This is a genomic window from Amycolatopsis nigrescens CSC17Ta-90 (genome assembly GCF_000384315.1).
Taxonomy (GTDB): domain Bacteria; phylum Actinomycetota; class Actinomycetes; order Mycobacteriales; family Pseudonocardiaceae; genus Amycolatopsis; species Amycolatopsis nigrescens.
Window position 1 is genome coordinate 2102040 of record NZ_ARVW01000001.1, and the last position, 24828, is coordinate 2126867.

The 24828-nt window shown below is 69.5% G+C and carries 23 protein-coding genes; 15 read left to right on the top strand and 8 right to left on the bottom strand.

What is annotated here, in order from left to right; all coding sequences use genetic code 11:
- Positions 1-10 precede the first annotated feature (10 nt).
- From AMYNI_RS0109620 to AMYNI_RS0109655, 8 genes are all read left to right on the top strand, one after another.
- Complete coding sequence (locus tag AMYNI_RS0109620) at positions 11-1021, top strand: isopenicillin N synthase family dioxygenase (RefSeq protein WP_020667797.1); 1011 nt, start codon at positions 11-13, stop codon at positions 1019-1021.
- Positions 1018-1851: a 2,3,4,5-tetrahydropyridine-2,6-dicarboxylate N-succinyltransferase gene (locus AMYNI_RS0109625; RefSeq protein ID WP_020667798.1), complete on the top strand. Its 834-nt coding sequence runs from the start codon at positions 1018-1020 to the stop codon at positions 1849-1851. The genes AMYNI_RS0109620 and AMYNI_RS0109625 overlap by 4 nt, the downstream gene beginning before the upstream one ends.
- Before the next feature lie 75 nt (positions 1852-1926).
- Positions 1927-3144 carry an ATP-grasp domain-containing protein gene (locus tag AMYNI_RS0109630; RefSeq protein WP_020667799.1) on the top strand — a complete coding sequence of 406 codons (1218 nt, stop codon included), beginning with the start codon at positions 1927-1929 and terminating at the stop codon, positions 3142-3144.
- Entirely contained in the window at positions 3141-6995 is a 3855-nt protein-coding gene (locus AMYNI_RS47150; RefSeq protein ID WP_084628338.1) for an amino acid adenylation domain-containing protein, read from the top strand. The genes AMYNI_RS0109630 and AMYNI_RS47150 overlap by 4 nt, the downstream gene beginning before the upstream one ends.
- Positions 6992-7615 (top strand): thioesterase II family protein, encoded by a 624-nt coding sequence (locus AMYNI_RS0109640; protein WP_020667800.1) that lies wholly within the window; start codon positions 6992-6994, stop codon positions 7613-7615. The genes AMYNI_RS47150 and AMYNI_RS0109640 overlap by 4 nt, the downstream gene beginning before the upstream one ends.
- A gap of 12 nt (positions 7616-7627) precedes the next feature.
- Positions 7628-7852 (top strand): MbtH family protein, encoded by a 225-nt coding sequence (locus tag AMYNI_RS0109645; protein WP_020667801.1) that lies wholly within the window; start codon positions 7628-7630, stop codon positions 7850-7852.
- Between the two features lie 55 nt (positions 7853-7907).
- Positions 7908-9101 (top strand): MFS transporter, encoded by a 1194-nt coding sequence (locus AMYNI_RS47155; RefSeq protein WP_020667802.1) that lies wholly within the window; start codon positions 7908-7910, stop codon positions 9099-9101.
- Between the two features lie 29 nt (positions 9102-9130).
- The gene (locus tag AMYNI_RS0109655) at positions 9131-9772 is read left to right on the top strand and encodes a TetR/AcrR family transcriptional regulator (protein ID WP_020667803.1); all 642 of its coding nucleotides are present in this window, start codon (positions 9131-9133) and stop codon (positions 9770-9772) included.
- Between the two features lie 7 nt (positions 9773-9779).
- On the opposite strand, the gene AMYNI_RS0109660 is transcribed toward AMYNI_RS0109655, so the two are convergent.
- From AMYNI_RS0109660 to AMYNI_RS0109675, 4 genes are all read right to left on the bottom strand, one after another.
- Complete coding sequence (locus tag AMYNI_RS0109660) at positions 9780-10598, bottom strand: MerR family transcriptional regulator (protein ID WP_020667804.1); 819 nt, start codon at positions 10596-10598, stop codon at positions 9780-9782.
- Positions 10582-11127, bottom strand: a complete 546-nt coding sequence (locus tag AMYNI_RS0109665) for a VOC family protein (RefSeq protein WP_020667805.1) — start codon at positions 11125-11127, stop codon at positions 10582-10584. The genes AMYNI_RS0109660 and AMYNI_RS0109665 overlap by 17 nt, the downstream gene beginning before the upstream one ends.
- A 52-nt stretch (positions 11128-11179) precedes the next feature.
- Entirely contained in the window at positions 11180-11905 is a 726-nt protein-coding gene (locus AMYNI_RS0109670; RefSeq protein ID WP_020667806.1) for a ferritin family protein, read from the bottom strand.
- 115 nt (positions 11906-12020) lie between these two features.
- Positions 12021-13145 (bottom strand): FAD-dependent oxidoreductase, encoded by a 1125-nt coding sequence (locus tag AMYNI_RS0109675; protein ID WP_020667807.1) that lies wholly within the window; start codon positions 13143-13145, stop codon positions 12021-12023.
- Between the two features lie 121 nt (positions 13146-13266).
- Here AMYNI_RS0109675 and AMYNI_RS50065 point away from each other — a divergent pair, with 121 nt between their 5' ends.
- The 3 genes from AMYNI_RS50065 (at position 13267) to AMYNI_RS0109695 (ending at position 16517) form a co-directional block, all read left to right on the top strand.
- Entirely contained in the window at positions 13267-14931 is a 1665-nt protein-coding gene (locus AMYNI_RS50065; RefSeq protein WP_020667808.1) for an alpha/beta fold hydrolase, read from the top strand.
- Between the two features lie 85 nt (positions 14932-15016).
- Positions 15017-15976 (top strand): ArsR/SmtB family transcription factor, encoded by a 960-nt coding sequence (locus AMYNI_RS0109690; protein ID WP_020667809.1) that lies wholly within the window; start codon positions 15017-15019, stop codon positions 15974-15976.
- A 169-nt stretch (positions 15977-16145) separates the two neighbouring features.
- Positions 16146-16517, top strand: coding sequence for a peptidase inhibitor family I36 protein (locus AMYNI_RS0109695; RefSeq protein ID WP_020667810.1), 372 nt, complete (start codon positions 16146-16148; stop codon positions 16515-16517).
- 89 nt (positions 16518-16606) lie between these two features.
- Here the strand turns inward: AMYNI_RS0109695 and AMYNI_RS0109700 are convergent, their stop codons facing one another.
- From AMYNI_RS0109700 to AMYNI_RS0109710, 3 genes are all read right to left on the bottom strand, one after another.
- Positions 16607-17779, bottom strand: a complete 1173-nt coding sequence (locus AMYNI_RS0109700) for a mandelate racemase/muconate lactonizing enzyme family protein (RefSeq protein ID WP_020667811.1) — start codon at positions 17777-17779, stop codon at positions 16607-16609.
- 2 nt (positions 17780-17781) lie between these two features.
- Entirely contained in the window at positions 17782-19131 is a 1350-nt protein-coding gene (locus tag AMYNI_RS44255; RefSeq protein ID WP_084628340.1) for a cation:dicarboxylate symporter family transporter, read from the bottom strand.
- Between the two features lie 138 nt (positions 19132-19269).
- Positions 19270-20385: a mandelate racemase/muconate lactonizing enzyme family protein gene (locus tag AMYNI_RS0109710; RefSeq protein WP_020667813.1), complete on the bottom strand. Its 1116-nt coding sequence runs from the start codon at positions 20383-20385 to the stop codon at positions 19270-19272.
- Positions 20386-20618: 233 nt separating this feature from the next.
- On the opposite strand from AMYNI_RS0109710, the gene AMYNI_RS0109715 reads away from it, so the two are divergent.
- The 3 genes from AMYNI_RS0109715 to AMYNI_RS0109725 all read left to right on the top strand — a co-directional run bounded on the left by AMYNI_RS0109715 (position 20619) and on the right by AMYNI_RS0109725 (position 22897).
- On the top strand, positions 20619-21311 hold the full coding sequence (locus AMYNI_RS0109715) for an FCD domain-containing protein (protein ID WP_040406750.1): 693 nt from the start codon (positions 20619-20621) through the stop codon (positions 21309-21311).
- Between the two features lie 246 nt (positions 21312-21557).
- Positions 21558-22325, top strand: a complete 768-nt coding sequence (locus AMYNI_RS0109720; RefSeq protein WP_020667815.1) for an MBL fold metallo-hydrolase — start codon at positions 21558-21560, stop codon at positions 22323-22325.
- Between the two features lie 65 nt (positions 22326-22390).
- A complete protein-coding gene (locus AMYNI_RS0109725; RefSeq protein WP_020667816.1) occupies positions 22391-22897 on the top strand; it encodes a MarR family winged helix-turn-helix transcriptional regulator in 507 nt (168 codons plus the stop codon).
- Positions 22898-23078: 181 nt separating this feature from the next.
- Here the strand turns inward: AMYNI_RS0109725 and AMYNI_RS0109735 are convergent, their stop codons facing one another.
- Complete coding sequence (locus tag AMYNI_RS0109735; protein WP_020667818.1) at positions 23079-23429, bottom strand: ArsR/SmtB family transcription factor; 351 nt, start codon at positions 23427-23429, stop codon at positions 23079-23081.
- 52 nt (positions 23430-23481) lie between these two features.
- Here AMYNI_RS0109735 and AMYNI_RS0109740 point away from each other — a divergent pair, with 52 nt between their 5' ends.
- A complete protein-coding gene (locus AMYNI_RS0109740) occupies positions 23482-24828 on the top strand; it encodes an MFS transporter (protein ID WP_020667819.1) in 1347 nt (448 codons plus the stop codon).

Here is a 24828-nt window from a genome sequence, read left to right on the forward strand (position 1 = left end):
GGGAAAACATATGTCCAACGTCCTTCCCGTCCTCGATCTGCGGGACGCGGACCGGGGGCCGTCGACCCGCGCGGACTTCCTCGCCGAGCTGCGGGCCGCCGTGCACGACATCGGTTTCTTCCAGCTCGTCGGGCACGGAATCGACAACGGTGCCGAAATCCTGCGGCTGACCCAGTCGTTCTTCGCCCTGCCGGAGAGCGATCTCGCCGAACTCAGCATCCTCAAGTCGCCGCACCTGCGCGGCTACTCCGAGGTGGGGCGCGAACTCACCAAGGGCGCACCCGACCAGCGGCGCCAGCTCGACATCGGGCCGGAGCGCGATCCCAGCCCGGCCGATCCGGACGCCGCGCCGTACCTGTGGCTGGTCGGCCCGAACCAGTGGCCGGCCGCGATGCCGGAACTCCGGCCCGCGATCACCGCCGCGATGGACGCGCTGACCGCGGTCTCCCACCGGCTGCTCCGGCTCATCCTGGCCGCCCTCGACGCGCCGGAGGACTTCCTGGACCCGATCGTGTCGCCCGATCCGCAGGTGCACCTGAAGCTGCTGCACTACCCGGGCCGCCGGGCCGAGCGACCGGACGAAGACCAGGGCATCGGCGTGCACAAGGACTACGGCCTGCTCACCCTGCTCCTGCAGGACCACCACGGCGGCCTGCAGGTTTCGCTCACCGAGGGCGAGTTCATCGACGTCCCGCCGGTTCCGGGTGCGTTCGTGGTCAACCTCGGTGAGCTGCTGGAGGTCGCGACCCGCGGGTACCTCCGCGCCACCACGCACCGGGTGGTCAGCCCGCCGGCGGGGGTGGACCGCCACTCCGTTCCGTTCTTCTACAACCCCCGGCTGGACGCGACGATGCTGCCGCTGCCGACGCGTGCCGTCCGTGACGCGGGCGGTGTCGTGCACGATCCGGACAACCCGTTGACCAACAGCTATGGCGCCAACGTGCTGCGCGGCATGCTGCGGGCCTTCCCCGACCTCATCGCGCTGCACCACCCCGAGTTGCTCGGCTACTCGTCACGATGACCACGACGAGCCCGATTCCCCCGGCCATCGACGAGCTGTGGCAGGTCCGCGCCGACCTCACGGCCGGTGACCGCGAGGCGCTGCCGATCGTGTCCTCGGCGCTGGCCCTGCTGGACTGCGGCGGGGCCAGGGTCTCGTGGGTCGACTCCGGCAGCGACGAGGTCGTCGTGGACGAACGGGCCCGCCGGGCGATCCTGTTGTCGTTCAAGCTGTTCGCGATGCGCGAGAGCAAGGTCGGGCCGTTCCACCAGCACGACCGGTTGCCGCTGAAGTCGGCCTTTCCCGGCGTCCGGGTGGTGCCCGGTGCGATCGCCAGGTACGGCAGCCACATCGCGCCCGGCGCGGTGCTGATGCCGTCGTTCGTGAACATCGGCGCGCACGTCGGGGCCGGCACCCTGGTCGACACCTGGGCGACGGTCGGCTCCTGCGCCCAGGTGGCGGCGAACGTGCACCTGTCCGGCGGTGTCGGCCTCGGCGGAGTGCTCGAACCGGCGGGGGCCGCGCCGGTCGTGGTGGAGGAGGACGCGTTCGTCGGGTCCCGTTCCATCGTGGTCGAGGGCGCCCGCGTGCGACGGGGTGCCAAGCTCGGCGCCGGTGTCCTGCTGACCGGCACCAGCCGCGTCTTCGATGCCGAGACCGGCGAGGAGCTGCCACGAGGCGAGGCTCCCGCCTGGTCCGTGTGCGTGAGCGCGACCAGGACCCGATCGTTCCCCGGTGGCGAATTCGGGGTGCCGTGCCTGCTGGTGATCAAACGGCTGGCGCCCGGCGAGCGGCACGACAAGCTCCTGCTGGACAGCCTGTTCCGAGAGCACGGCGGCAGCAATGCCTGACGCGTTGACACGGAATTGTTTCCAGACCGAGAAAGAACGCGTGATATGACCATTACTGGACCTGCGGTTCTTCTGGTGGACCCGACCCTCAACGGGGCCGGCTACAAGGCGGCGGCCCGCGACCTCGGGTTCGCCGTGGTCTCGCTGTACACCTGCGAATACACCGCCACGGCACCGGATCATGCCGCGGGCGACGACCTGTCGTACTACGCCGGCGAGCCGGAAGAGGCGGTGCACGCGGTCACCGAGGCCGGGCTGGACCTCCGTGCGGTGGTGCCCGCGATGGAGGTGAGCACCCATATCGCGGACCGGATCGCCGAACTGCTCGACCTGCCCGGCAACGAGCACGCACTCGCCGGATCCCGGCGCAACAAGGCCGCCATGCGAGAACGTGCCCGCCACGCCGGCCTTCGCATTCCCGAGTTCCACCTTGTCCACGCACTGGACGAAATCGCGCCCGCGGCGCACGACATCGGGTTTCCGGCCATTCTCAAGCCCACTTCGGGTGCGGGCTCGCAAGGCGTGACGCTGATTCCCGATGCCGAAGCGTTGCGTGATCTCGGTGGCCTGGAAACGCATGACGCCTTCGACATGCCCATCACCGAATGGCTCGTCGAGCGCTATATCAGGGGACGGCAGATTTCGGCGAACTACTACAGCTTCGCCGGTGAGCACCGGCTGGTGGACATGTGGGAGTTCCGCCAGCCCGACGACCGGGACTACGACTTCCCCATCTGGGACAACATGCAGATCGACGACGGCCACCCCGAGTGGCACAAGGTCGACGGCTACGTGCGCGAAGTCCTGGACGCCTACGGCATCGAGCGTGGCCCGAGCCATACCGAGGTCAAGTGCTCGGACGGCGAGGTCTACCTGCTGGAGGTCGCCGCCCGGCTGCCGGGCGGCCCGATGGTCGGCATGTGGACCGAGCACAGCGCGCTGCGGCCGTACCACGATTCGATCCGGTGTTTCCTCGGTGAGCGTCCGGCGATGTTCGAAGCGCCGCTCACCTTCGATGCGCGCTGCGGCGCCATCGCGATCCGCAACGACGATGAACCGGGCACCCTGGTCGCGATCGAGGGCCTGGACGCCGTGCGCGAACTTCCGGGCATCGAAGAGGTGCTGATCGGTTATCAGCCGGGAGACCAGGTTCCGGTCACCCGGGACGATCTCACCATTCCGCTCGGGTTCTACTTTTCCGGGGCCGACCGCGACGAGGTGCTTCGCATGCTCAAGGAGATCCGGTCCAGGGTGTCGCTGCGCATTGAACGCCCGTCCGGAGCGGCGCGATGACTGAATTCACCGCGGCGCAACGGAGATTGCGCGAAGAGGTGCGATCCCTGCTGGGACGGCCCGAGCTCCAGGACGAGCTGACCGCACTGGGCGGCGGGGCCACCCCTGGCCACCCGGAACGCCATCCGGAGCACCTGTACCGCCAGCTCGGCGCGCGCGGCCTGATCGCGCCGCACTGGCCGGTGCGTTACGGCGGGCGCGGGCTGGGCTGGGTGGAGGCGGGCATCGTCGCGGAGGAACTGGCCCTGCACGGTGTGCCGGACACGGCCATCGTCAACGGGATCTACAACACGGGCCAGATCGTGCTCACCGCGGGCACTCCGGCTCAGCGGCAGCGCGTGCTGCCCTGGCTCGCTTCCGGACACCGGCTCGCCACCGCGCTGCTCACCGAGCCGGAAGCGGGTTCCGATCTGGCTTCGCTGCGCAGCACGGCAACCCGGACCGCCACCGGCTGGACGCTGAGCGGGACCAAGATCTGGAACGCCAAGGCACATCTGGCGGAGGTGGCGATCTGCGCGGCCCGCACCGGCCAAGGCGACGGATACACCGGTATCAGCCTGTTCCTGGTGCCGTTGCGGGCCGAGCAGATCCGGGTCACCGCACTGGACACGACCAATGTCGAGACGCTGTACGAGGTGACGTTCACCGAGCTGCCGCTGGCGGCGGACCAGCTTCTCGGTTCGGCCGGTGAAGGGTGGCCGCTGCTGGTCGGTGCGCTGACCCTGGAACGAGCCGGGCTGGGCTACCACGGACGCGCAAGCCGCTGGCTCACCGCGCTCGCCGAGTACCTGAGCCACCTCGACGGCCCGGCCGGCGCCGAGCTCGACCACCGGGTGTCGGCACTGTGGCGTCGGCTGCGGGCCGGCCGCGAGCTGGCCTGGCAGGCGGTGCGAACCGTTGCCGCACAAGGCGTGGAGGCCGCGGCGGTGCCCGCGGCGACGGCGAAGTGGTTCAACACCGAACTCGCGGCCGATGTCACCGACCTCGCCCAGGCGGTCGATGGCGAGCTGTCCGCCGGAGCGTCGTCTTCCCCGCTGGTCGCGGCCCACCGGGAAGCGGTCGGCCTCACCCTGGCGGCGGGGACGTCGGAGATGATGCTCACGATCGTGCAAGCGAACCTCCGCGGCCTGCTCGGCGGTGCGACAGACGACAGAGCCAACACAGCCGACACGGCGGGAAGTCTCACCGCGGCCCTGCGCTCAGCCCACAATGCCGGTGACGCGGGTCTTGCGTCGCCTGACCTCGGCCGGGTGGCACTCGCCCAGCTCGACTCCGAGCGCGTTGTCGCCGAAGAGAAGGCGGTGTTGATCGCATCGGCGGAACGCGGGCACGACAGTCCGCTGCGGCCCGGCCCGCTCAAGGTCCAGAACCGTCCCGGCGGCGGCTGGTCGGTCACCGGAACCCGCTGGGCACAGGCAGTGCAGCCAGCGGGCACGGACCCGATCGAACTGCTGCTCCCGATCTCACTCGACGATTCGAGCATCACGGTGGCCCTGTTGCCGGCCGACCGGCCCGGGGTGGTGGTCGAACCGGCACCTACGGTCGAGCCACCAGTGCCATCGGTGCCTTGCCGGATCCACCTGCACGATGTGGACGTCGAACCCGCCGACGTGCTCCGTTCCCCGGACCCGTCCGGCTATCCGGCCGCTCTCGCCCGTGCCCGGCTGGTGGCCGCGGGATATCTGCTCGGCGGCTGCCGCCGGATGCTCCGCACCGCACTGCGCCGCGCCGACACCCGCCACCAGTTCGGCCGCCCGCTGTCGGCGAACCAGTCGATCGGGCACACCCTGGCCGCCGCCTGGGGACGGACCCACGCCGCCTGGTCACTCGCCGAACGGGTGGCGGCGGACCTCGATCGGGGCGCCGCGGCCGACGAAGTCGCCGCGGTTCTGGTCCTCGCCGCCGAGGCGACCACCGAGGTGATCCGGCTCGCGACCCGCGTGTCCGGGGCGAGCGGCTTGCTGCGCCTCGGGCCGGTGCAGGACTTCGCCCGCCTTGCCCGCTACCCCACCTCGGCGTTGGGCACGCTGTCCGCGGTGCGCGCCGAAGCCGCGGACGTGCGGCTGACCGGAGACGGGACCGACCACGCCGACCCCGAGCCCCACGACTGCCTCGAGCCCGCGCACGAGTCGGTGCTCCCGGAATACCGGCTGTTCGAGCAGCAGGCGCGGCGGACACCGACCGCTGTCGCACTGGTCTGCGGGACCGAACACGTGACCTATGCGGACCTCGACGCACGGGCGAACCGGCTCGCGCACGCCCTGCGCCGGCACGGAGCGGGGCCGGACGTTCCGGTGGGCGTGTGCCTGCAGCGGTCGGCCGACCTTGTCGTCGCGGTGCTCGCCGTGCTCAAAGCCGGGAGTGCTTACGTTCCGCTCGATCCCGCGTATCCGCCGGCACGCCTGCACGACATGATCCGCGACTCCGACCCCGCCGTGGTGCTCACGCAGGAGTGGATGCGCGAATGGCTGCCCGCCGACCGGCTGCTGCTGTGCCTGGACACCGACGAGACGGTGCCGGCCCAGCCGGACACGGAACTGCCGGGCGACCCGCACCCCGCCAACCTCATGTACGTCATGTACACCTCGGGCTCCACCGGGCGGCCCAAGGGCGTCATGGTGCCGCACGGAGCGATCGCCAACCGCATGGCTTGGGACCGGGCGACGTTCCCGATCTCGGCGGCGGATGCCGTCCTGCAGCTCACGTCGATCAGTTTCGACCCGTCCGTGTGGGAGATCTTCTGCGCGCTCACCAGCGGTGCGCGGCTGGTGCTCCCGCCTCCGGACGCCCACCTCGACCCGCCCGGCGTGATCGACCTGATCCTGCGGGAAGGCGTTACCGCGCTGACCGCGGTGCCGTCCCAGATCGCCCTGCTGGCCGAGCAGGAACCCGGCCTGCTGGACTGCCCGTCGTTGCGGTACGTGTTCTGCGGCGGAGACGTGCTGCCGCAAGCGCTTGCGGACCGGTTCTCCCCGTACCGGCAGCCCACGTTGTACAACATGTACGGCCCGACCGAGGTCTCGATCGACGCCACCGCCTGGCGGCACGCGAGCTTCGACGGCCCGGTGCCGATCGGCAGCCCGATCGGGGGCGTAGCGGCACTGGTGCGAGATGACCGGCTTCAAGAAGTCGGCGACGGGCAGGTCGGTGAGCTGTGGGTCGGCGGTGCCGGGCTGGCACGGGGCTACTGGGGGCGGCCGGCCGAGACGGCCGACGCCTTCCGGCCGGCCCCGGCCGGAGCCCGCGTCTACCGCACCGGTGACCAGGTGCGCCGGCTGGCCGGCGGCGAGTTGGAGTTCCACGGCCGGATCGACCGCCAGGTGAAGATCCGCGGGCACCGGGTCGAACCGGGGGAAGCCGAGGCCGCGCTGCTCCGGCTGCCGGACGTCCTGGAGGCCGCCGTGCTCTCCGTGGCGGGGCGGCTGGTCGCGTTCGTCGTCGTCGCCGCGGACACGGACGTCGCCGACGTGCGCCGGCGGTTGCGCAAGCAGGCGCCGGACCACCTCGTGCCGTCGCGGCTGGTGCCGGTCGCCGAGCTGGCCCGCGGTCCGTCGGGAAAGGTCGACTACAGCCGGCTGCAGGAGCTGGCCGGGCCCCCGCGACCGTCCACTTCGGACGTTCCCGCGGATCCGGAGTCGGCGCTCACCCACCTCGTCGCCAGGATGCTGGGCATCGCGGAGGTCACCGCCGACGACGAGTTCTTCGCACTCGGCGGTGACTCGCTGAGCGCCGCGCAGCTGGTCACCCGCGCGGCGCGGGAACTGCGGCTGCCCCTGACCATGGAGATGCTGCTCCGCGCGCCCTCGTTGCGGGAGCTCATCGCGATGGCCGGGGGAAACAACACCAGATGAGTGCGGAAGAACCGGCCATCCGGCTGCTCTGCTTCCCGCCGGCAGGCGGTTATGCGGCGCCGTTTCGCGCTTGGCGTGCGGCGCTGCCGCCCGAGATCGCGGTTCATCCGATCGAACCGCCCGACGGGTGCGTGGACGTCGATGCCGTGCTCGCTGCCGTGGAGCCCGAGGTGACCGCACTCGCCGATCGGCCGACCGCCTTGTTCGGCCACAGCTTCGGCGCCCTGCTCGCCTACGAACTGGCGCACCGCCTCCGTGCTCGCCGCTTGCCGCTCGCCAGGCTCGCGGTATCGGCGAGCCCGGCACCGCGGCTGGTAACCCCCGGTTCCCACGCCGCCGCGTCGGACGGCTCGGCCAGGGTCGCGGCCTGGTTCGCGCTGGCGGACGGGTACCTCCCCCAGCCGCGGCCCGTGCTGGACTGCCCCGTCTCGGTTTTCGGCGGGCTGCAGGACACGACCGTGCAGAGATACCAGCTGGCCGCCTGGCGGGAGTGCACGGCCGGCACGTTCCGGCTCCGGGTGCTGCCCGGTTCCCACGATCTGCTGCGCGAAGGCGGCACCTACGTGATCCGGGCGCTGGAACGAGATCTCAGCGACGACATCCGATTACCGGAACTGTAGAAAGGAATCTTCGTGCCTCAGGCCGATGAGCCGGACGAGCGCAGCTACGCGGTCGTCGTCAATTCCGAGGAGCAGTACTCCATCTGGCGATCCGACCAGGAAGTTCCCGACGGCTGGCAGCGGACCGGCGTATCGGGCACGAAAACCGAGTGCCTCGACCACATCGAATCGGTTTGGACGGACATGCGCCCGCTCTCCCTGCGGAAATGGATGCAAGAGCGGGCCGCGGCCGGATAGTTCCCCTCATCGCACAACGAAGGCAAGACACGGCAGAGCACGAGAGGACGATCCGATGTCCGAAGGCGACGGACCCGCGCCACGGCTGCTCGTCGGCTACCGGGCGCTGCTTTCCGCACCGGGGAGCAGCAGGCTGGCGTCCGCGAGCCTGGTGTCGAAGCTGCCGATCAACATGTTCTCGGTGAGCACCCTGCTGCTGCTGGCCCCTGACTACTCCTATCCGGCGGCGGGTCTCGCGATCAGCACGATGCTGGTGGCGAACGCGGTGAGCAGCCCGCTGCGCGGCAGGCTCGCCGACCGGTACCCGATCCCCGCCGTGCTCGGCGCGTGCCTTGCCGGCTACCTGGTGGGGGTCGCCGGCCTGATCGCCGCCGTGGCCGCGCACCTGCCGCTCCTGCTCGTGGTGGCGTCCGTGGCGCTGCTCGGGTTGTGCTTCCCGCCGGTGAGCATCCTGGTGCGCAGCTACTGGGTCGAGGTCGCCGGCAAGGACAGCGTCACGTCGGTGAACTCGCTGGAGTCCGCGTTCATGGACGTCACGCTGATCACCGGCCCCGTGCTCGCCACCTGGCTGAGCACCAGCAGCTCGCAGTTCGCGCCGTTCGTCGCCGCCAGTGTGCTGATGGCGCTCGCGGTGGCGCTGATGTCGACGGTGCCGGTAGCCCCTCGCGGTTCGGGTGCGAGCACCGGCGACTGGCGCGGATCTCTGCGGTCGGTGCCCCTGCGATACCTGCTGGGCGCGCTTTTCTCCTTCTGCCTGGCGCTTTCCGCGATCGAAGTGCTGCTGCCCATCTACGCCGGGCAGCACGATGCCAGCGAATACAGCGGATGGTTCCTCGCCGGGCTTTCCGTGGGCAGCATCGCCGGCGCACTGGTGATCGGCCCGAGGCGCTCGTCGCCGCGGTTGATCCTGCCCGCGCTGCTCGGCTTGTTCGGCGCGGGCGCGGTCCTGCTGGCGCTCGCGATGAGTGCCGGGCCCGTCCTCGTGCTCATCGTGTGCCCGCTCGCCGGGCTCGCGATCGGGGCCACCTTCGCCCACCTCTACACGTCGGTGTGGAATGCGGCCACGCCCGGCTACGAGAACGAAACGCAGGGCTGGGCGACGAGCTGCTCGACCATCGGCTTCGCGGCCGGCGCGGCCGCCGGCTCCGCGGTCGCGGACGTCACCGGGGCACCGGCCGTGCTGTTCTTCAGCCCGGCCGTGCTGGCCGTCGCCGCCGGCCTGGTGCTGGCCGGCACCCGTTACCGTTAGCTGGCCCAGGTAACCGGAGGGGGTGCGACATGGCGGAGGCCGAGACCTCACCCCGCGAGCGTTACCGACGGCAAGTACGCGCGGAGATCAAGCAGCACGCGTGGGAGCAGATCGCCGTGGCCGGCGCGTCGGGGCTGTCCCTCAAAGCGATCGCCAGGCAGCTGGGCATGACCAGCCCCGCGTTGTACCGCTACTACACCAGCCGTGACGAACTGCTCACCGAGCTGATCCAGGACGCCTACCGCAGCCTCGCCGACACCATGGCCGCGGCCGCCGAGGACGGCGCCGACCTCGCCGGCCTCGGGCACGCGATGCGCCGCTGGGCACTCGCCGATCCCCACCGGTACCACCTGCTCTACGGCACACCCGTGCCCGGCTACCAGGCGCCGAAGGACACCACCGCCATCGCCTCGCAGATCATGGGCACCTTGCTCCCCGCCTGCGACCAGCCGGCGCGGCATGCCCCGAAAACCGAGTTCGACGACCACCTCGAGCACCGGCTGCTCGCCGGGCAGCAACACCCGACCGGCGCCACCTTCCACCGCGCCCTGACCTTCTGGACCCGCCTGCACGGCGTGCTCTCCCTGGAACTCGCCGGCCATTTCACCGGCATGGACTTCGACCCGGACCGCCTGTTCGAAGCGGAACTGGAGCGGCTGCTCGCTCCGTAGCCCCGGGTCACTGCCAGGTGGCTGTCTCCGGGTCGATCCCGTGCGTGCGAGCGCATTCGTCGATGCTCTGCCGGAACCAGGAGGCCAGCCCGAACCGGATTCCGTCGTAGTGGGCGGAGAAGCCGGGGTCGGACTCGAACATCCTGCCAAGGCACACCTGCATCTGTCGCGTGAGCGGGAAGAAGTTGGAAAATACTTCGCGGTGGCGTTCGACGAGCGCGTTCGCTTCCTGGCTGCCCGGAATGACCCCCCGATCGAGGGCACTGCCCAGCTCCAGCTGCAAGGTGGACATCGCCGCGGAGAGCGACTGCCATTGCTCCCGCGTGCGAGAAGCGGACCGCTCGGCGAACTGCGCCCATTGCGCGGAATCCCCCCACGCCGTGCGGGCCTGCCGGGATCGATGAGCGTCCCAGTCCGCCCCGAAGATCTCCGACTGCGCTTCATCGTCGAGGAGGATGCCCCGCTCGTGAGCGTCGGTCATCCGTTCCAGGCGCTCGTCGAGCTGCCGCAGGTCCTTGATGCGCTCGGCGAGCTGGGCACGCTGCGCACGCAGGGTGTCGCCGATCTCCGCGGTCTGGTCATCGAGAACCTCGCGCACCGCGTCCAGCCCGAGACCAGCCTCCCGGTAGGCGACGATTCGGTGCAGCCGTTGCAGGTCCGCGTCGGTGTACTGGCGATAGCCGGCGCTGGTGCGCACCGACGGTGACGCCAAGCCGATCTCGTCCCAGTGATGCAGCGTGCGGACGGTCACGCCCACCAGCTCGGCGGCCGCGCCCACCGCGACGCCGTCACGATGGGCGCGCTCGCGTTCAACCACGGACCCCATTGTGACCCTCCTCCGCCGATCCCGGGGCGACGATCCCGACCGCGGCAAGATCACGCGCCTCCTGGCTGTCCGGATCGAACTCCTGCGCCGCGGTGAACACGACCCGCACCCCCTCGGGGGTGATCACCTCGACGTCGCGAGTACGCCACGGCGTATCCCGCGGCCCGGTCACGCTGCCCGGCACGAGCTCCGAACACGCCTCGACCAGGGGATCGACCTCGCTCAGCACGCACAGGAAACTCACGCTCATCGCCGGCACCTCGGCCGGCTCGGCGCCGGCCGCGGCAGGAACGAGCAGGACATCCTGGAACGCCCACCGGCGCAGGTGGACCACCTGCCCCGGGACGCTGAACAGTTCGATGAAGCCGAACCCCCGCACCCAGAAATCCGTCGACGCCGCCAAGTCCGACGTCGGAACCGTCACGAACACCGGCATCGCGTAGATACCGCGGAACACCTCCGGCGCGACCGCCTTCGGTCCACGCTCGGATACGGGTCCCAGCTCGAATGCGTTGAAGAAATCACTCATGCGGTCTACCGTCATCCCTCACGCAACGTGAGGGTCAAGCCCACGGACCCACCTAGCGCGCCGGCGCCGCCATCGGCGCCGCGGTGGCCCGCACCTCGTCGACGGCCTCCTCGAACAGGTTCACCACGTCCGCGACGAACCGCCACCTCGCCACCCCGAGCCGCCGCAGCGCGCGGCCGTGGCCCCAGGCCACGGTGACCACCGCACCGATCAGCACCAGCCGCCAGACCACCGTCACCACCGACCGGCCCGGCCGGGACATCGCCGCGAAGGAGTCCCGCAGCCGCCGGCAGTGGAAGGACACGTGCCGCTGCTCGTCGGCCAGCACCCGCGCGGCCACCTCCGAGGTCAGCGCGTCCCCGCTGCCGTCGCGCAGCGCCCGGTAGTACCGCAGCGCGACCACTTCGGCGACCATCAGCACCAGCAGTTCCGTGGTCAGGCCGAGAGCACGCCGCAACCGGACGAACACGGTGTCGGTCCAGTGGGCGGTGATCGTGCGCGTCTTCGCCGCGTTGAGCAGCAGCGCCAGCAGCCGCGCGTGGTTCTGCTCCTCGGCGACGAAGAACCGCACCGCGGTCGCGTAGGTCTGGTCCCCGGCCCGGTCCGCGCTGGCGATCAGCCTCGCCCCGTCGCCCGCCTCGCCGAGCTGGAACCGCTGGATGCTGCGCACCAGCGCGGGGTCGAGCCTGGCCCCGCGCGCCCAGTTCGGATCCCCCGCGGCGCGGCGGCGCGCGGCTTCGGCCTCGAAGTCCCGCAGCCACCTGGTGAAGCCGGTCAATTCGTCTCCCCTGCCATCGTTCCTCTTGAAAGGACGGTTGAGCACGTGCCGAGGTTGGCCCACGACTGCCCGGCCCTGGCACCGAGCAGCTCAAAGCCAGTAGCGTTGGCGAACCCTAGTCCCCGTGGAACAGGTCGGTCAGATGCTCGGGGAGGTTGTCGCCGAACACGCTTTCGAGGAGGAAGTCGTGCTCGATCGGGGTCGCGCTGCGGGTGAACATGGCCTGCTCGTATTCGGTGAGGGCCGCCTCGACGTCGCCGGGGTGTGCAGCGAGGGCCTTGCCGAGTTCCGCACCGTCCAACATGGCCAGGTTGGCGCCTTCGCCGTTCGGGGCTGTGAGGTGGGCGGCGTCGCCGACGAGGGTTGCTCCCGGTAAGCGATCCCACCGGTGCCCGATCGGCAGGGTGTAGTGCGGGCGCTGGACCGGTGCGGTGTCGGCGTCGGTGATCAGTGCGGTGAGCTCCGGCGCCCAGCCGTCGAACTCCCGCGCGATCCGCGCGGCGGCCGCGGCCGGATCGGTGAAATCGATGGCGGCGAACCAGTCCAGCGGCCTGGCGAGATCCACGTAGGCGTGCAGGGTGTCGCCGCTTTCCCGGTGCGCGTTGATCGCCTTGCCCGGCGTCGGCCCGTGCACGAACATCGACCCGCCGCCGACCGCTTTCGCGGTGGCGGGGTGCCGGGTGTCGGCGTCGTACAGGTAGGTCTCGACGAACGACGTGCCGACGTACTCGGGTGTGGCGTCGATGAGTAGCGGCCGGACCCGTGACCAGGCGCCGTCCGCGCCGACCAGCAGGCTCGCGACGACGGTGCTGCCGTCGGCGAAGGTCACCTCGTGGCGGCCCTCCCCCATGGCACGGACACCGCTGACCTTGTGGCCCCACCGGACGGTGCCGGCCGGCAGCGAGTCGAGCAGCAGCCGGCGCAGCTCGCCGCGCTGCACCTCGGGGCGGCCACCCGAGCCGTCGTCGACCTTGTCGAACAGGACGGTCCCGTCCTGGTCGAGGATCCGCATTGCCTGGCGGCCCTCCAGGATGAGGCCGCGGAACTCGTCCATCAGCCCGGCCGCCTCGACGGCGAGCTGCCCGTTGTAGTCGTGGATGTCGAGCATCCCGCCCTGCAGGCGCGACATGGGAGACGGCTCCGCCTCGTAGACCGTGACCGGGATTCCGTGCACGTGCAGCACGCGGGCGAGGGTGAGCCCGCCGAGTCCGGCACCGATGATCGTGACTGGGGTGTGCATTGCGGCTCCTTCGAGGTTGTGCCTGGACTTCCTTTCCAGACACTCGCGCGGGCCGCTGGCACGGGGCGCACACGGCGCTGGCACACCCCTGACGCACCGTGCCAGCGCTACGGTGATGCGCATGACCGAGCCCCTGTCCAGCGGCGAGAAGCTGCTCGAGATCAACGGCGTCGAGCTGTGCGTCGAGACCTACGGCCGGCCCGCGAACCCGGCGGTGCTGCTGATCGGCGGTGCCACGGCGTCGATGCTGTGGTGGGAGGCCGAACTCTGCCAACGGATCGCGGCATGCGAGCGCTTCGTGATCCGCTACGACCACCGGGACACCGGCAGGTCCACCAGTTACCCGCCAGGGCAGCCGGGCTACACGATCACCGACCTGACCGCGGACGCGCTCGGCATCCTGTCCGCGTTCGGCGTCGAGCGCGGCCACCTCGTCTGCCAGTCGATGTTCGGCGGTATCGGGCTGATCGCCGGGGTGGACCACCCCGACCGGGTCGCCTCGCTCACGTTCGTCAGCACCACCACCGGCGAGGCCACCCTCCCGCCGCCGGTGGCCGAGCTGGCCGCAGACACCCCCGCCGCCCCGGACCCCGCCGATCCCGCCGCGGTGGTGAACTTCATCGTCGCGTCGGTGGAAGCGTGCTCGGGCGGCTCGCCCCACTTCGACGAGGTCGCCACGCGTGCCCTGGCCGAACGCCACGTGGCCCGCGCGCGCAACATCGCGTCCACCCTCGCCAACCACTACGCCATCGAATTCGACGGCCCGGCCCGCGGTGGTTTCGGCGACATCACCGCGCCGACGCTGGTGGTGCACGGTGACCGGGACCCGCTTCTCCCGCTCCCGCACGGCGAGGCGCTGCGCGACGCGATTCCGGGCTCGAAGCTGCTGATCCTGGCAGGCGCCGGGCACGACCTGCCGGGTCCGCTGTGGGACGAGTTCGTCCCGGCACTGGTCCGGCACACAGCGCCGGACCGGCCATCGCCCCGGGCCGGCGACCTGTTCGACTACGACGCCGAGCTGCGCCGGCACAACGAGCTGTTCCGCGCCGCGACCGGTGTCCGGCCGCACGACCGGGTGCTGGACATCGGCTGCGGCGCGGGCCAGTCGACCCGCGAGGCCGCCCGTGCCGCCGTCGCCGGAAGCGCGCTGGGCGTGGACACCTCCGCCCGGATGCTCGACCACGCCCGCCGGCTCAGCGACGAGGAGGGCCTGCGCAACGTCGCTTACCTGCAGGCCGACGCGCAGATCCACCGGTTCCCGCCGGCGCACTTCGACCTCTGCGTCAGCCGGTTCGGCACGATGTTCTTCGCCGACCTGGTCGCCACGTTCACCAACATCGCGCGCGCCCTGCGCCCAGCGGCGCGTCTTGTCCTGCTGGTCTGGCAGAGCCGCGAGCGCAACGAGTGGTCCACCGAGTTCCACCGGGCCCTTGCCGGAACCGCCGCACCGCCGGTTCCCGTTCCCGGCCAGGACCCGTTCTCACTCGCCGATCCGTCCACAACGGAAGCCATCCTGGCCGCGGCCGGTTTCGGGGAGATCCACTTCACCGACGTGCACGAGCCGGTCTACTACGGCCCGGACAGTGCCGCCGCCTACGACACGGTGCTCCGCCTGCGCGAGCCGCAGGACCTTCTATCCACAATGGACACCGAAGCGGCCGATCACGCACGCCGGCGGCTCCGCGCCACCCTGGCCGCGCACGGCACCGATGACGGCGTGTACTTCGACTCGCGGGCCTGGCTCATCACGGCCCGCCACCAAGGCGCCCTTCCCGATTCCCAGTGAGCCGGCTGGCAGACGAGATCCGCTACGCGTATCTGTTGCCCATTCCCGCGGTCCTGTTATCGAACGGCCGCACCGAGGGGGAGACATGCTGCGCATCCTGTTCACGGCGGACGACCTGCTGTTGACCCGGTTCTTGCCCGAGCCGGCTCCGCTGATGGAGACGAAGTTCGCGCTCATCGCGCTGGATCGCGGGAACGACGCGCCGTGGGGAGACCGGTGGCGTCGGCACGCGCGGGCCGGGTTTCCGGCATCGGCCCGTCCGGCCCGTGAACTCGTCTCCACCCACGCCGGGGCCTTCTCACCGACCGCGCTGAACGCCGATCTCGACGAAGCCCTGGAAACGGCGTTGAGGCTCGGGACGGACCGCGGCCGTGCGGAACTCACGCTGTGGTACGGCAACGGGAACATCGAGGCGCCTTCGTGGCTGCTCCATGCCGTCGAGGGACACCTCGAGGCCAGGCGGCTGCTGGTGCGTGGTTTCGCCAGCGCGTTCGCCGCGGTCCTGCAACCGTACTGGGAACAGATCCGTGCGCACTATCACCGTGAACTCGTCCGGCACAGCCGCGTGCTCGCCCGCCGCGGCGTCGGTGCCGCCCTGGTCAGCGCGATCCAGGGTGCTCGGTGGCGCGGTGACTGCCTGGAGATCGACAGCGCGCAGCAGCGGACGGTGTGCTTGCGGGGACGGGGGCTGGTGCTCGTACCGACGGCGTTCTGGACCGGTCCACCGCTGGTGGCGGACGCTCCCGACCAGCCAGTCCATCTGGCCTGCCCGGCGCGGGCCATGACGGGGCTGCGGATCGGTGACGAGCCGGACGCGCTGGAAGGGATTCTCGGCTGCACCCGTGCCGCGGTGCTGCGCCTGCTGACCGGGGAGAACACCACCAGTGGCATCGCCCGTCAGCTCGGCATCAGCCAGGCGTCGGCTTCCGAACATGCGGCGGCGTTGCGGGCGGCCGGTCTGGTCATCAGCCGCCGCGAGGGCAAGGCCGTCGTACATCATGCCGGCGCGCTCGGCCTCGACCTGATCAGCACCAACACTCCGTAGCGCGCCGTTCCGCAATGGTTTCGGCCTGGGCCGAAACCATTGCACCCTCCGGCCCAGCGAGAACACAATCGAGTCGCAAATATCGGGGGAGGGATCGAAACATGCCCGAACATATTGGTCGCAGGCGCGTGGCGAAGGGGGAAAGGATCCGATGATATCGACGAAAAGAATGGTCGCCGCCGTCGCGCTCGTGGCACCGATGGTTGCCGTTAATCCGCCGGTGGCCCAAGCGGGAGACGAATGCCGTCCCGGCGAACTGTGCCTGTACGAGGGACTGAGCTACGACGGCCCGGCCATCGCCAAAGATTGTGTGGAGCCCGGGTTCTACAACATCGGCCGCGAACGCGCATGGAGCGACCGCACCCATTCGTTCCGGAACTACCTGCCACCCGGTACCCAGGTCTGGTTCTACGACTGGAACGGCGACCAGGAAAAGTGGGTGGAGGTGAGCCGATCGGTCGCACCGGACGAGGCGCACCACATCGTCAAAGGCGGGGCAGCGATCTCGGACGGGATCTTCATCAACGACTGCGGCCACTGAGGCGAATGCCGACCGCGTGTGGCCGGACCGCGGCCCGCATAGGATCATGCTGGCCAGTCAGAACTGGGGGTCGGTCCGGCCCTCGCTGGTCAGGTACCCAGGCCGAGGAAAACCTCGTGCAGTCCGGCCTTGGCCTCGAAACCGATCCCCGGCGCATCGGTGAGCGCGATCCGGCCGTTCTGCACCACGGCCGAATCCGCGAAACCACCGGTCGGCTGGAACTCCCCCGGATACGACTCATTGCCACCGAGTTTCAACGCGGCCGCGATGTGCAAGGAGAACTGATGCCCGCCGTGCGGAACGCAGCGGCGCGACGACCACCCGTGTCGGTGGAGCATGTCCTGGATCCGGAAGTACTCGACCAATCCGTAGCTGAGCACCGGATCGACCTGGATGGTGTCGCGGTCCGGCCGCATTCCCGCGTAGCGGACGAGATTGCGCGCGTCCGCGCACGAGAACAGGTTCTCCCCGGTGGCCAGCGGGCCTGAATACCGCTCGGCGACGGTGGCGTGCAGGGCGTAGTCCAGCGGGTCTCCCGGTTCCTCGTACCAGAAGAGGCCATAGGGCTCAAGGGCTTCGCCGTAGCGCAGGGCGGTGTCCAGATCGAACCTGCCGTTGGCGTCAACGGCGAGCCGGGAACCGTCCCCGCCGAGCACGGTCAGCACCGCTTCGATCCGCTCGAGGTCCTCGGCCAGCTCGGCCCCGGCTATCTTGATCTTCACCACCCGATAGCCGAGGTCGAGAAAACGCTTCATCTCGTCCTGGAGTTCGGATAGTCCCTTGCCGGGTGCGTAGTATCCGCCGGCCGCGTAGACGAATACGTCCTCGTCCGGTTCGCCGAGGCCGTAGCGCCGGGCCAGCCAATGGCACAGGGGCAGGTCGGCGATCTTGGCGGCGAGGTCGAACAGCGCCATGTCGACCACCCCGACCGCCACCGATCGTTCCCCGTGGCCGCCCGGTTTCTCGTTGCGCATCATCACCTCCCAGGCGCGCTCCGGGTCAATATTGGTGCCGTCTTCGGTCAGCAGCTCTTCAGGCGGGGCCTGGAGCAGCCGCGGGATGATGCGGCGGCGCAGGATCTCGCCCGCGCTGTAGCGGCCGTTCGAACTGAACCCGTAGCCCACCACCGGGTGCCCGTTGCGGGTCACGTCGGACACGACCGCGGCTATCGAGCAGTCCATTTCCCGGAAACTGATGTACGCGTTGCTGATCGACGACTTGATCGGGATGGTGCCCTCGTGGATGGCCACGATTCGCGGCATGGTCAGGTCTCCTCTGGTCGTTTGCCGGCCGTTCGCCGTCGCCGGCCGATGGTCTGCTCGAGCTTTTCGGTGTCCACGCCGCCGGGTTCCCAGCACGCCACCGCGATGGCGGCGACCGCGTTGCCCAGCACGTTCGTCATCGCCCGCATCAGCGACAGGAAGCGTTCCACGGACAGGATGAGCGCCAGGCCGGCGACCGGGATGAAATGGACCGCGGCGATCAGGTTCGCCAGCGTGACGAAGGCGGAGCCGGTGATTCCGGCGGTGCCCTTGGACAGGAACAGGAACACCAGGAACAACGTGAACTGTTCGGTGAAGCCCAGTTCGATGCCGTACACCTGCGCGATGAAGACCGCGGACATCGGTACCACGACGGCGACCCCGTCGAGGTTGAACGAATATCCGGTGGGCACCACCATGCCGACCACATCGCGTTTGAGGCCGAACTCCTCCAGCCGCGCCATCAGATGCGGCATGACCGCCTCCGACGACGAGGTGCCGAGCACGATGTAGAGCTCCTTGCGCAGCCCGCGGATCAGCCGGAACAGCGAGACCCCGCACAGCCGGGTGACCGTGCCGAGCACCAGCGACAGGAAAATGATCAGGGTGACCAGTGCGAGCCCCACGTACTTCATCAGCGCGGTGAGCGTTTCCGGGCCGTACTTGCCGACCGTGTAGGAAACCGCCCCGAACACACCGATGGGCGCGAGCCGGATGATCATCGCGACGAGCCGGAAGAAGACCTCGGTCAGCCTGCCGCAGCCGCGGAGGATCGGATCGGACACGGTCTTCGGCAGCTTGAGCAGTGCGACGGCGAACAGGACGGCGAACACCAGCACCTGGATGATGTGGCCGGTGGCGAACGCGTTCACCACGTTGTGCGGTATCAGATCGAGCAGGAAATCGCCGATGGATTTCTGCTCGGCACCCTCCACGTAGCTGCCGAGGTCGTCGGACGCTTCGGCGGGCGGGGCAACGCCGTCGCCGGGCCGGAAGATGTTGATCGCCGCCAGCCCGAGCAGGGTGCCGATGGTGGTGACGAGCTCGAAGTAGAGGATGGCCTTCAGCGCGATCCGGCCGACGGCCTTCATCCCGCCGACCGAGACGATCCCGGTGACCACCACCAGGAACACGATCGGCGGGATGCACAGCCGGATCAGGTCGATGAATATGTCCGCCAACGGCTTCAGGCCCGCCGCGGTGTCCGGCACGATCAGGCCGAACACCGCGGCCACGATCGCCGCGACCAGGACTTGCACGCCGGTGTTCCCGGCAAGGCGCCGCCAGCGCGGTCGCAACTTCGGCGGTGGGGCTGTCGGTGTTTCGGTGTCGTTTTCGGTTGGGCCGCTCATCTGTCTCACCGCTCTTCGTTGAGGGGCGATCGGGTTGCTGAACCGGAACCGGCGGGGCCGGGCCGGTCGACGTGTGACCGTGTTGTCAGCGTTGTCGGCGTTGTCGGCGTTGTCGGCGATACCGAGCAGGCGTTGTACTCACCGATCGGGCACGACGGTCTCCCGCAGCGCGTCGCGATCCACCGTCAGGCCGAGGCCCGGCCGGTCCGGGATCGCGATCCGTCCGTCGACGGGCTGGGGAGCGTCCGGGAACAGCAGGTTGCCGACCTGAACCATGCCCACGTGCCATTCCAGAATCCAGCCGTTCATCAGCCCGGCCAGGGTGTGCATGTTGAACAGCGGCCAGCCACCGCCGTGCGCCACCGGCAGGTTGTAGATCTGCGCCAGGTGCGCCGCCTTGCGCGCCTCGGTGAAACCGCCGCAGTAGCAGACGTTCGGCTGCAGAATGTCGACCGCCTGGCGCTCGACCAGTTCCCGCAGCCGCCACCGGTGCCCTTCCATCTGACCGGCCGCCAGCGGGATCCCGGTGTGCGCCCGCAGATCGGCCATGGCCCGCGCGTCGTTCTGGTGCAGCGGCTCCTCGAACCAGGTCAGCTGGTACTCCTCGATGGCCCGACACAGGAACTTCGCGTCGGTGGGCGTGAACAGGTAGTTGGCGTCGATCATGATGTCGATGTCGTCGCCGACCGCCTCGCGCACGGTGCGCACCCTGGCGGCGTCCTCCCGCCATCCGCCCTCGTCCACGCCGACGACCAGCTTCAGCGCGCGGAAACCCCGAGCGACCTGCAATCGGGCGGCTTCGGCGAGCAGTTCGCGGTCGTACTGCGGAAATCCGAACGTCACGTAGGTCGGCAGCTCGGTCCGCGCCCCGCCGAGCAGGCTGGCCACCGAGCGCCCCGCGTCCTTGCCCTTGATGTCCCACAACGCGATGTCCAGCAACGACAACGCGCTGGACACCACGCCGGTCATCGCCCGCGGATTCAGTGAGCGCCAGACCCGCTGGTGCACGGCCTCGACCTCGCGCGGGTCCAGGCCGGCCACCACCGGCAGGAAATGGCGCTCCAGTGCGACCACCACCGACCTGGCCAGGAAGTGCCCGGTGATCGCGACCCCGGTCAGCCCGTCGTCCGTCTCCACCTCGCAGAACACGAACTCCTTCTGCTCCTCGCGGCCGTAGCCGTCGACCTTGCCGCTCAGCAGCGGCACCTCGATCGACGTGGTGTGCACGCTCGCCCGGATGTTCTTGATCTTCATGCGCGCCCCCTCGGGGTCTCGCCGGCAGTGCGGCAAAGTCTGGATGCGAAATCGCCAACTGTCAACGATTTGCACTTGCGCACCACAGTCGCAGGTCAGGGCGGTAGCTGCTGACAGGCCGTGGGGATAAAACCGGCTAATCGGGCGCTGACCTGGGGATGGTAGTTTGTTGACAGTTTGCCGTCACCGTTGTGGAGGGGTTGGCGAGAACCGTGCGTGACAACGTGGAGGCGATGACGGCGTTGCAGCGCCGGGTGGCCGAACGCCAGGCCACCTCGCTACCCCATCTGATCGTCGAAGAGCTGGAAGAGATGATCATCGCCGGGACGCTGCGGGGCGGCGACCGGATCAACGAATCCGCGCTGGCCATCCGGCTGGGGGTCAGCAGGGGCCCGGTCCGGGAGGCGTGCCGCCACCTCGAACGCAGCCGGCTGGTGGAATTCCGGGTCAACCGCGGCATGTTCGTCCGGGAGATCTCCATCGAGGAGGCCGTCCAGCTCTACGACGTCCGGGCCGCCCTCTTCGGACTGGCCGGGCGGCTGGCCGCCGCGCGGATCAGCGCCGACGATGCCGACGCGCTGCGGGCCAAGATCCAGCGGCTGGAGGACACCACCAGCATGGACGACTACTACCCGGTCAACGTCGACCTGCACCGGCATCTGGTGTCCCTGTCCGGTAATTCCCGGCTGGTCGAGCTGTACGACAACATCTCCAAGGAACTGCACCTGTTCCGCCGGCACGGACTCGAACCGAGCACCGCCCGGCACACCTCCAACAACCAGCACCGGCACATCGTCGACGTGCTGCAGGCCGGTTCCGCCGAAGAGGCAGGCAGCCTGATGGAAGCCCACATCCTCGCCGGAAAGCACCGAATGCTCGCCGACCACGACCAACCCCAGCGCGCGCAACCGAAGCCGGGACGGTGATCCGGGCCGCAGGCGGCACGGCGAGTGTCCACATGAGACACATATCTTGGAAGACCACCAGTGGCGAATTCAGCCTCCCGACGCTGACCGGCGTACTGCGCGTCCGGCGGCCGTGAGGTAGTTCAACATTAAGAGGGTTGACGTTGAACCAACCCCTGTGGTCTTATCTCAACGTTAAGATTGTCTTTGTTGAGAGGAAGTCGCGTGACCAACGACGGTGCACTACCCATCTGCCTGGCTTGTGGAATGCAGTACTCGGGGCCGCGGGCCGACTGTCCTGTCTGCGAGGACGAACGCAACTACGTGCCCGCGGCGGGACAGCGGTGGACCAGCCTGGAGCAGCTGCGCGCCAGCGGGTACACCGGCCGGCTCCAGCAAGAGGCTCCCGGCATCATCGGTATCGGCACGGAACCGAAGTTCGCGATCAGCCAGCGCGCGTTGCTGGTCCGGGCCGCATCGGGGAACGTCCTGTGGGACTGCATCTCCTACCTCGATGACGACCTGGTGGCTTTGGTCAAGGAGCTGGGCGGGATCAGCGCCATCGCGATCAGCCATCCGCATTACTACGGTGCGATGGTCGAGTGGAGCAGGGCTTTCGACGTGCCGATCTATCTGCACGAGAACGACGCGCAGTGGATCGGTCGTTCCGATCCCGCGATTCAGCTGTGGAGCGGGCGTTCCAAGCAGCTCGCTCCGGACCTGACCCTGCTCAACCTCGGGGTGCATTTCGCGGGCGGGACGGTGTTGCACTGGCGCGACGGCGCCGAAGGCAAGGGGACGCTGCTGTCCGGCGACATCGTGCAGGTCACGCCGGACCCCACGGTGGTCACCTTCATGTACAGCTTCCCGACCTGGATCCCCGAACGCCCGTCTGTGGTGCGCACGGCGGTGGAGCTCCTCGAGCCATACGAGTTCGACACGATCCACGGCGCCTGGTGGAACTTTGTCGTGCCTGCCAACGCGCACGAGGTGGTCCGCAAGTCGGCGAAGCGCTATCTGGAAGCCGTGTCCTGACCCTGCCGCGCCAGGGGATTAACCTTGACATTGAGAGTGTGCACGTCAAGGTAAAGAGGGAGCGGATGGCTGACGCGGTGGACGCGGTGCTCGAACTCTGGCGCCGGGAACGTCCGGACCTCGAACCGGCGCTCTGGCCGGTCGGCGTGATCGCCCGGATCGGGCGGCTGTCCCGCTTGCTGGACAAGAACTTCAAGGACTTCTTCGCCCAGCACGGGCTGGAGACTTGGGAAATCGACGTGCTCACCACGCTGCGCCGCTCCGGCCCGCCCTACCGCCTCACCGCCGGTGCGCTGCTCCGGGCCAGCATGGTCACCTCCGGCGCGATCACCAACCGGATCGACCGGATGGAATCCAAGGGACTGGTAGAGCGGGTGCGGGACACCGACGACCGGCGTTCGATCCGGATCGCACTCACCCCCGAAGGCCATCGACTCCTGGACGAGGTGTTCCCACTGCACCTGGCGAACGAGGCGAGCATCCTTCCTGCACTGAGCCACAAGGAGTACGAACAGCTCACAGCCGCGCTCCGCACCCTTCTCGAGCACTTCGGCGACACCACACTCGACTGAACGCGACCGCTCAGAATTCGATCCGCACTACCGAGGCGGGCTTGATGACCCCGGCCGGGTTCGGCGGCGTGTGCCCGCCGCCCGACGCGAGGCGCGAAGCGGCCTTCCCGGCCTCAGGCGACGGCGGCCACCAGCTCGGTCCGCGGTCGCCGGCGACCAGGATCGCCGGCACGGTGACCGTTCAGTCGTGGTCGGGAAGACCGCGCAGGTGATGGTCGGCCGCGTTCATCGCCTCGGCCAGCAGCCGGCGGACGTGTCCCCCGCGCGCCCGGTAGAGGATGCGCCGCCCGTCGCGGCGCTGGCTGACCAGCCCGGCCAGCCTCAGTTTCGCCAGGTGCTGGGACACCGCCGGGCGCCCGATGTCCACCGCGCCGGCCAGCGTGGCCACGTCGTACTCCGCCCCGCTCAGCAACCACAACATCCGCATCCGGGTGGGGTCGGCCAGCATGCGCAGCGCCGTCGCCGCCACCTCGATCTGCTCGGGCTCGGGCAGGCGGTGCCATTGGTCACCTGTTTCGTCATGTGCGTACATGAGCACCTATCGTCGAAGCCGTTCGGAGGAGAAGCGGCCAGAGAGGCACGACGTGTCGTTGTTTGCTCATCGGGACTACCGGCACCTCTTCGGCGCCCAGGTGGTGGCCCTGTTCGGCACCGGACTGACCACCGTGGCCCTCGGCCTGCTCGCATACGAACTGGCGGGAGCCGACGCGGGAGCCGTGCTGGGAACGGCACTGGCGATCAAGATGGTCACCTATGTGACGGTAGCCCCTGTCGCGGGCGCATACGCGGATCGAGCGCCCCGGCGCGTACTGCTCGTCACGCTCGACCTGGTGCGTGCAGGCGTCGTGCTGGTACTGCCCTTCGTCGACCAGGTCTGGCAGATCTACCTGCTCATCGTGGTGCTGCAGTCGGCTTCGGCGGCGTTCACGCCGACCTTCCAGGCAGTGCTTCCCGACATCCTGCCCGACCAGGCCGAGTACACAAAGGCGTTGTCCGCCTCGCAACTGGCCTCGACCATGGAAACTCTGCTCAGTCCGGTGCTCGCCGCGGCCGTGCTGAGCCTGCTGAGTTTCCACTGGCTGTTCGCCGGCACCTCGGCCGGTTTCCTCGGATCCGCCGCGCTGGTGCTGAGCACCCGGATCCCGGACGCGCTTCGCCGTTGCCGCGGCACCGTGTGGGACCGCACGACCGCCGGCATCCGGATCTACCTCGCCACCCCCCGGCTGCGCGGGGTGCTGGGACTGAACCTGGTGGTCGCGGCCGTCGGTTCGGTGGTGCTGGTCAACACCGTGAACTACGTGCAGGACACCCTGGACCGCACCGCGGCCGACGTGGCGCTGCTGCTCGCCGGCAACGGGGTGGGCACCATCCTGGTCGCGCTGCTGCTGCCCCGGATGCTGAGCCGAATCGCCGAACGGGCCGTGATGCTCACCGGCGCCGGCGTCCTGCTCACCGGCATGGCCGCCGCCATCGCTTTGTCGACCGCCAATTCCGGTGCCTGGCGCTGGCCGGCCGCACTTGCTGTCTGGGCCATGATCGGCGCCGGTACCGGCCTCGTCCTCACCCCGGTCGGCCGGGTTCTACGCCGCTCGACCGCGGCCGGCGACCGGCCGGCGATCTTCGCCGCCCAGTTCTCCCTGTCCCACGCCTGCTGGCTGCTGGCCTACCCGGTCGCCGGCTGGCTGTCCACCGAAGCCGGGTTCACCACTACCTGGTCGGTACTCGCCGTACTGGCTCTGACCGGCGCCACCAGCACCGTCCGGTCCTGGCCACGCCTTGACCCCGAACTGGTGGAACACATCCATCACCACCCGGCCACCGACCCCGCCCACCTCACCGACGCAGAGCAGATCCGACCGGATCGCTGGCGGCACACCCACTCCTACGTCATCGACGACAACCACCCCCGGTGGCCGGCCGCCGGACACTGA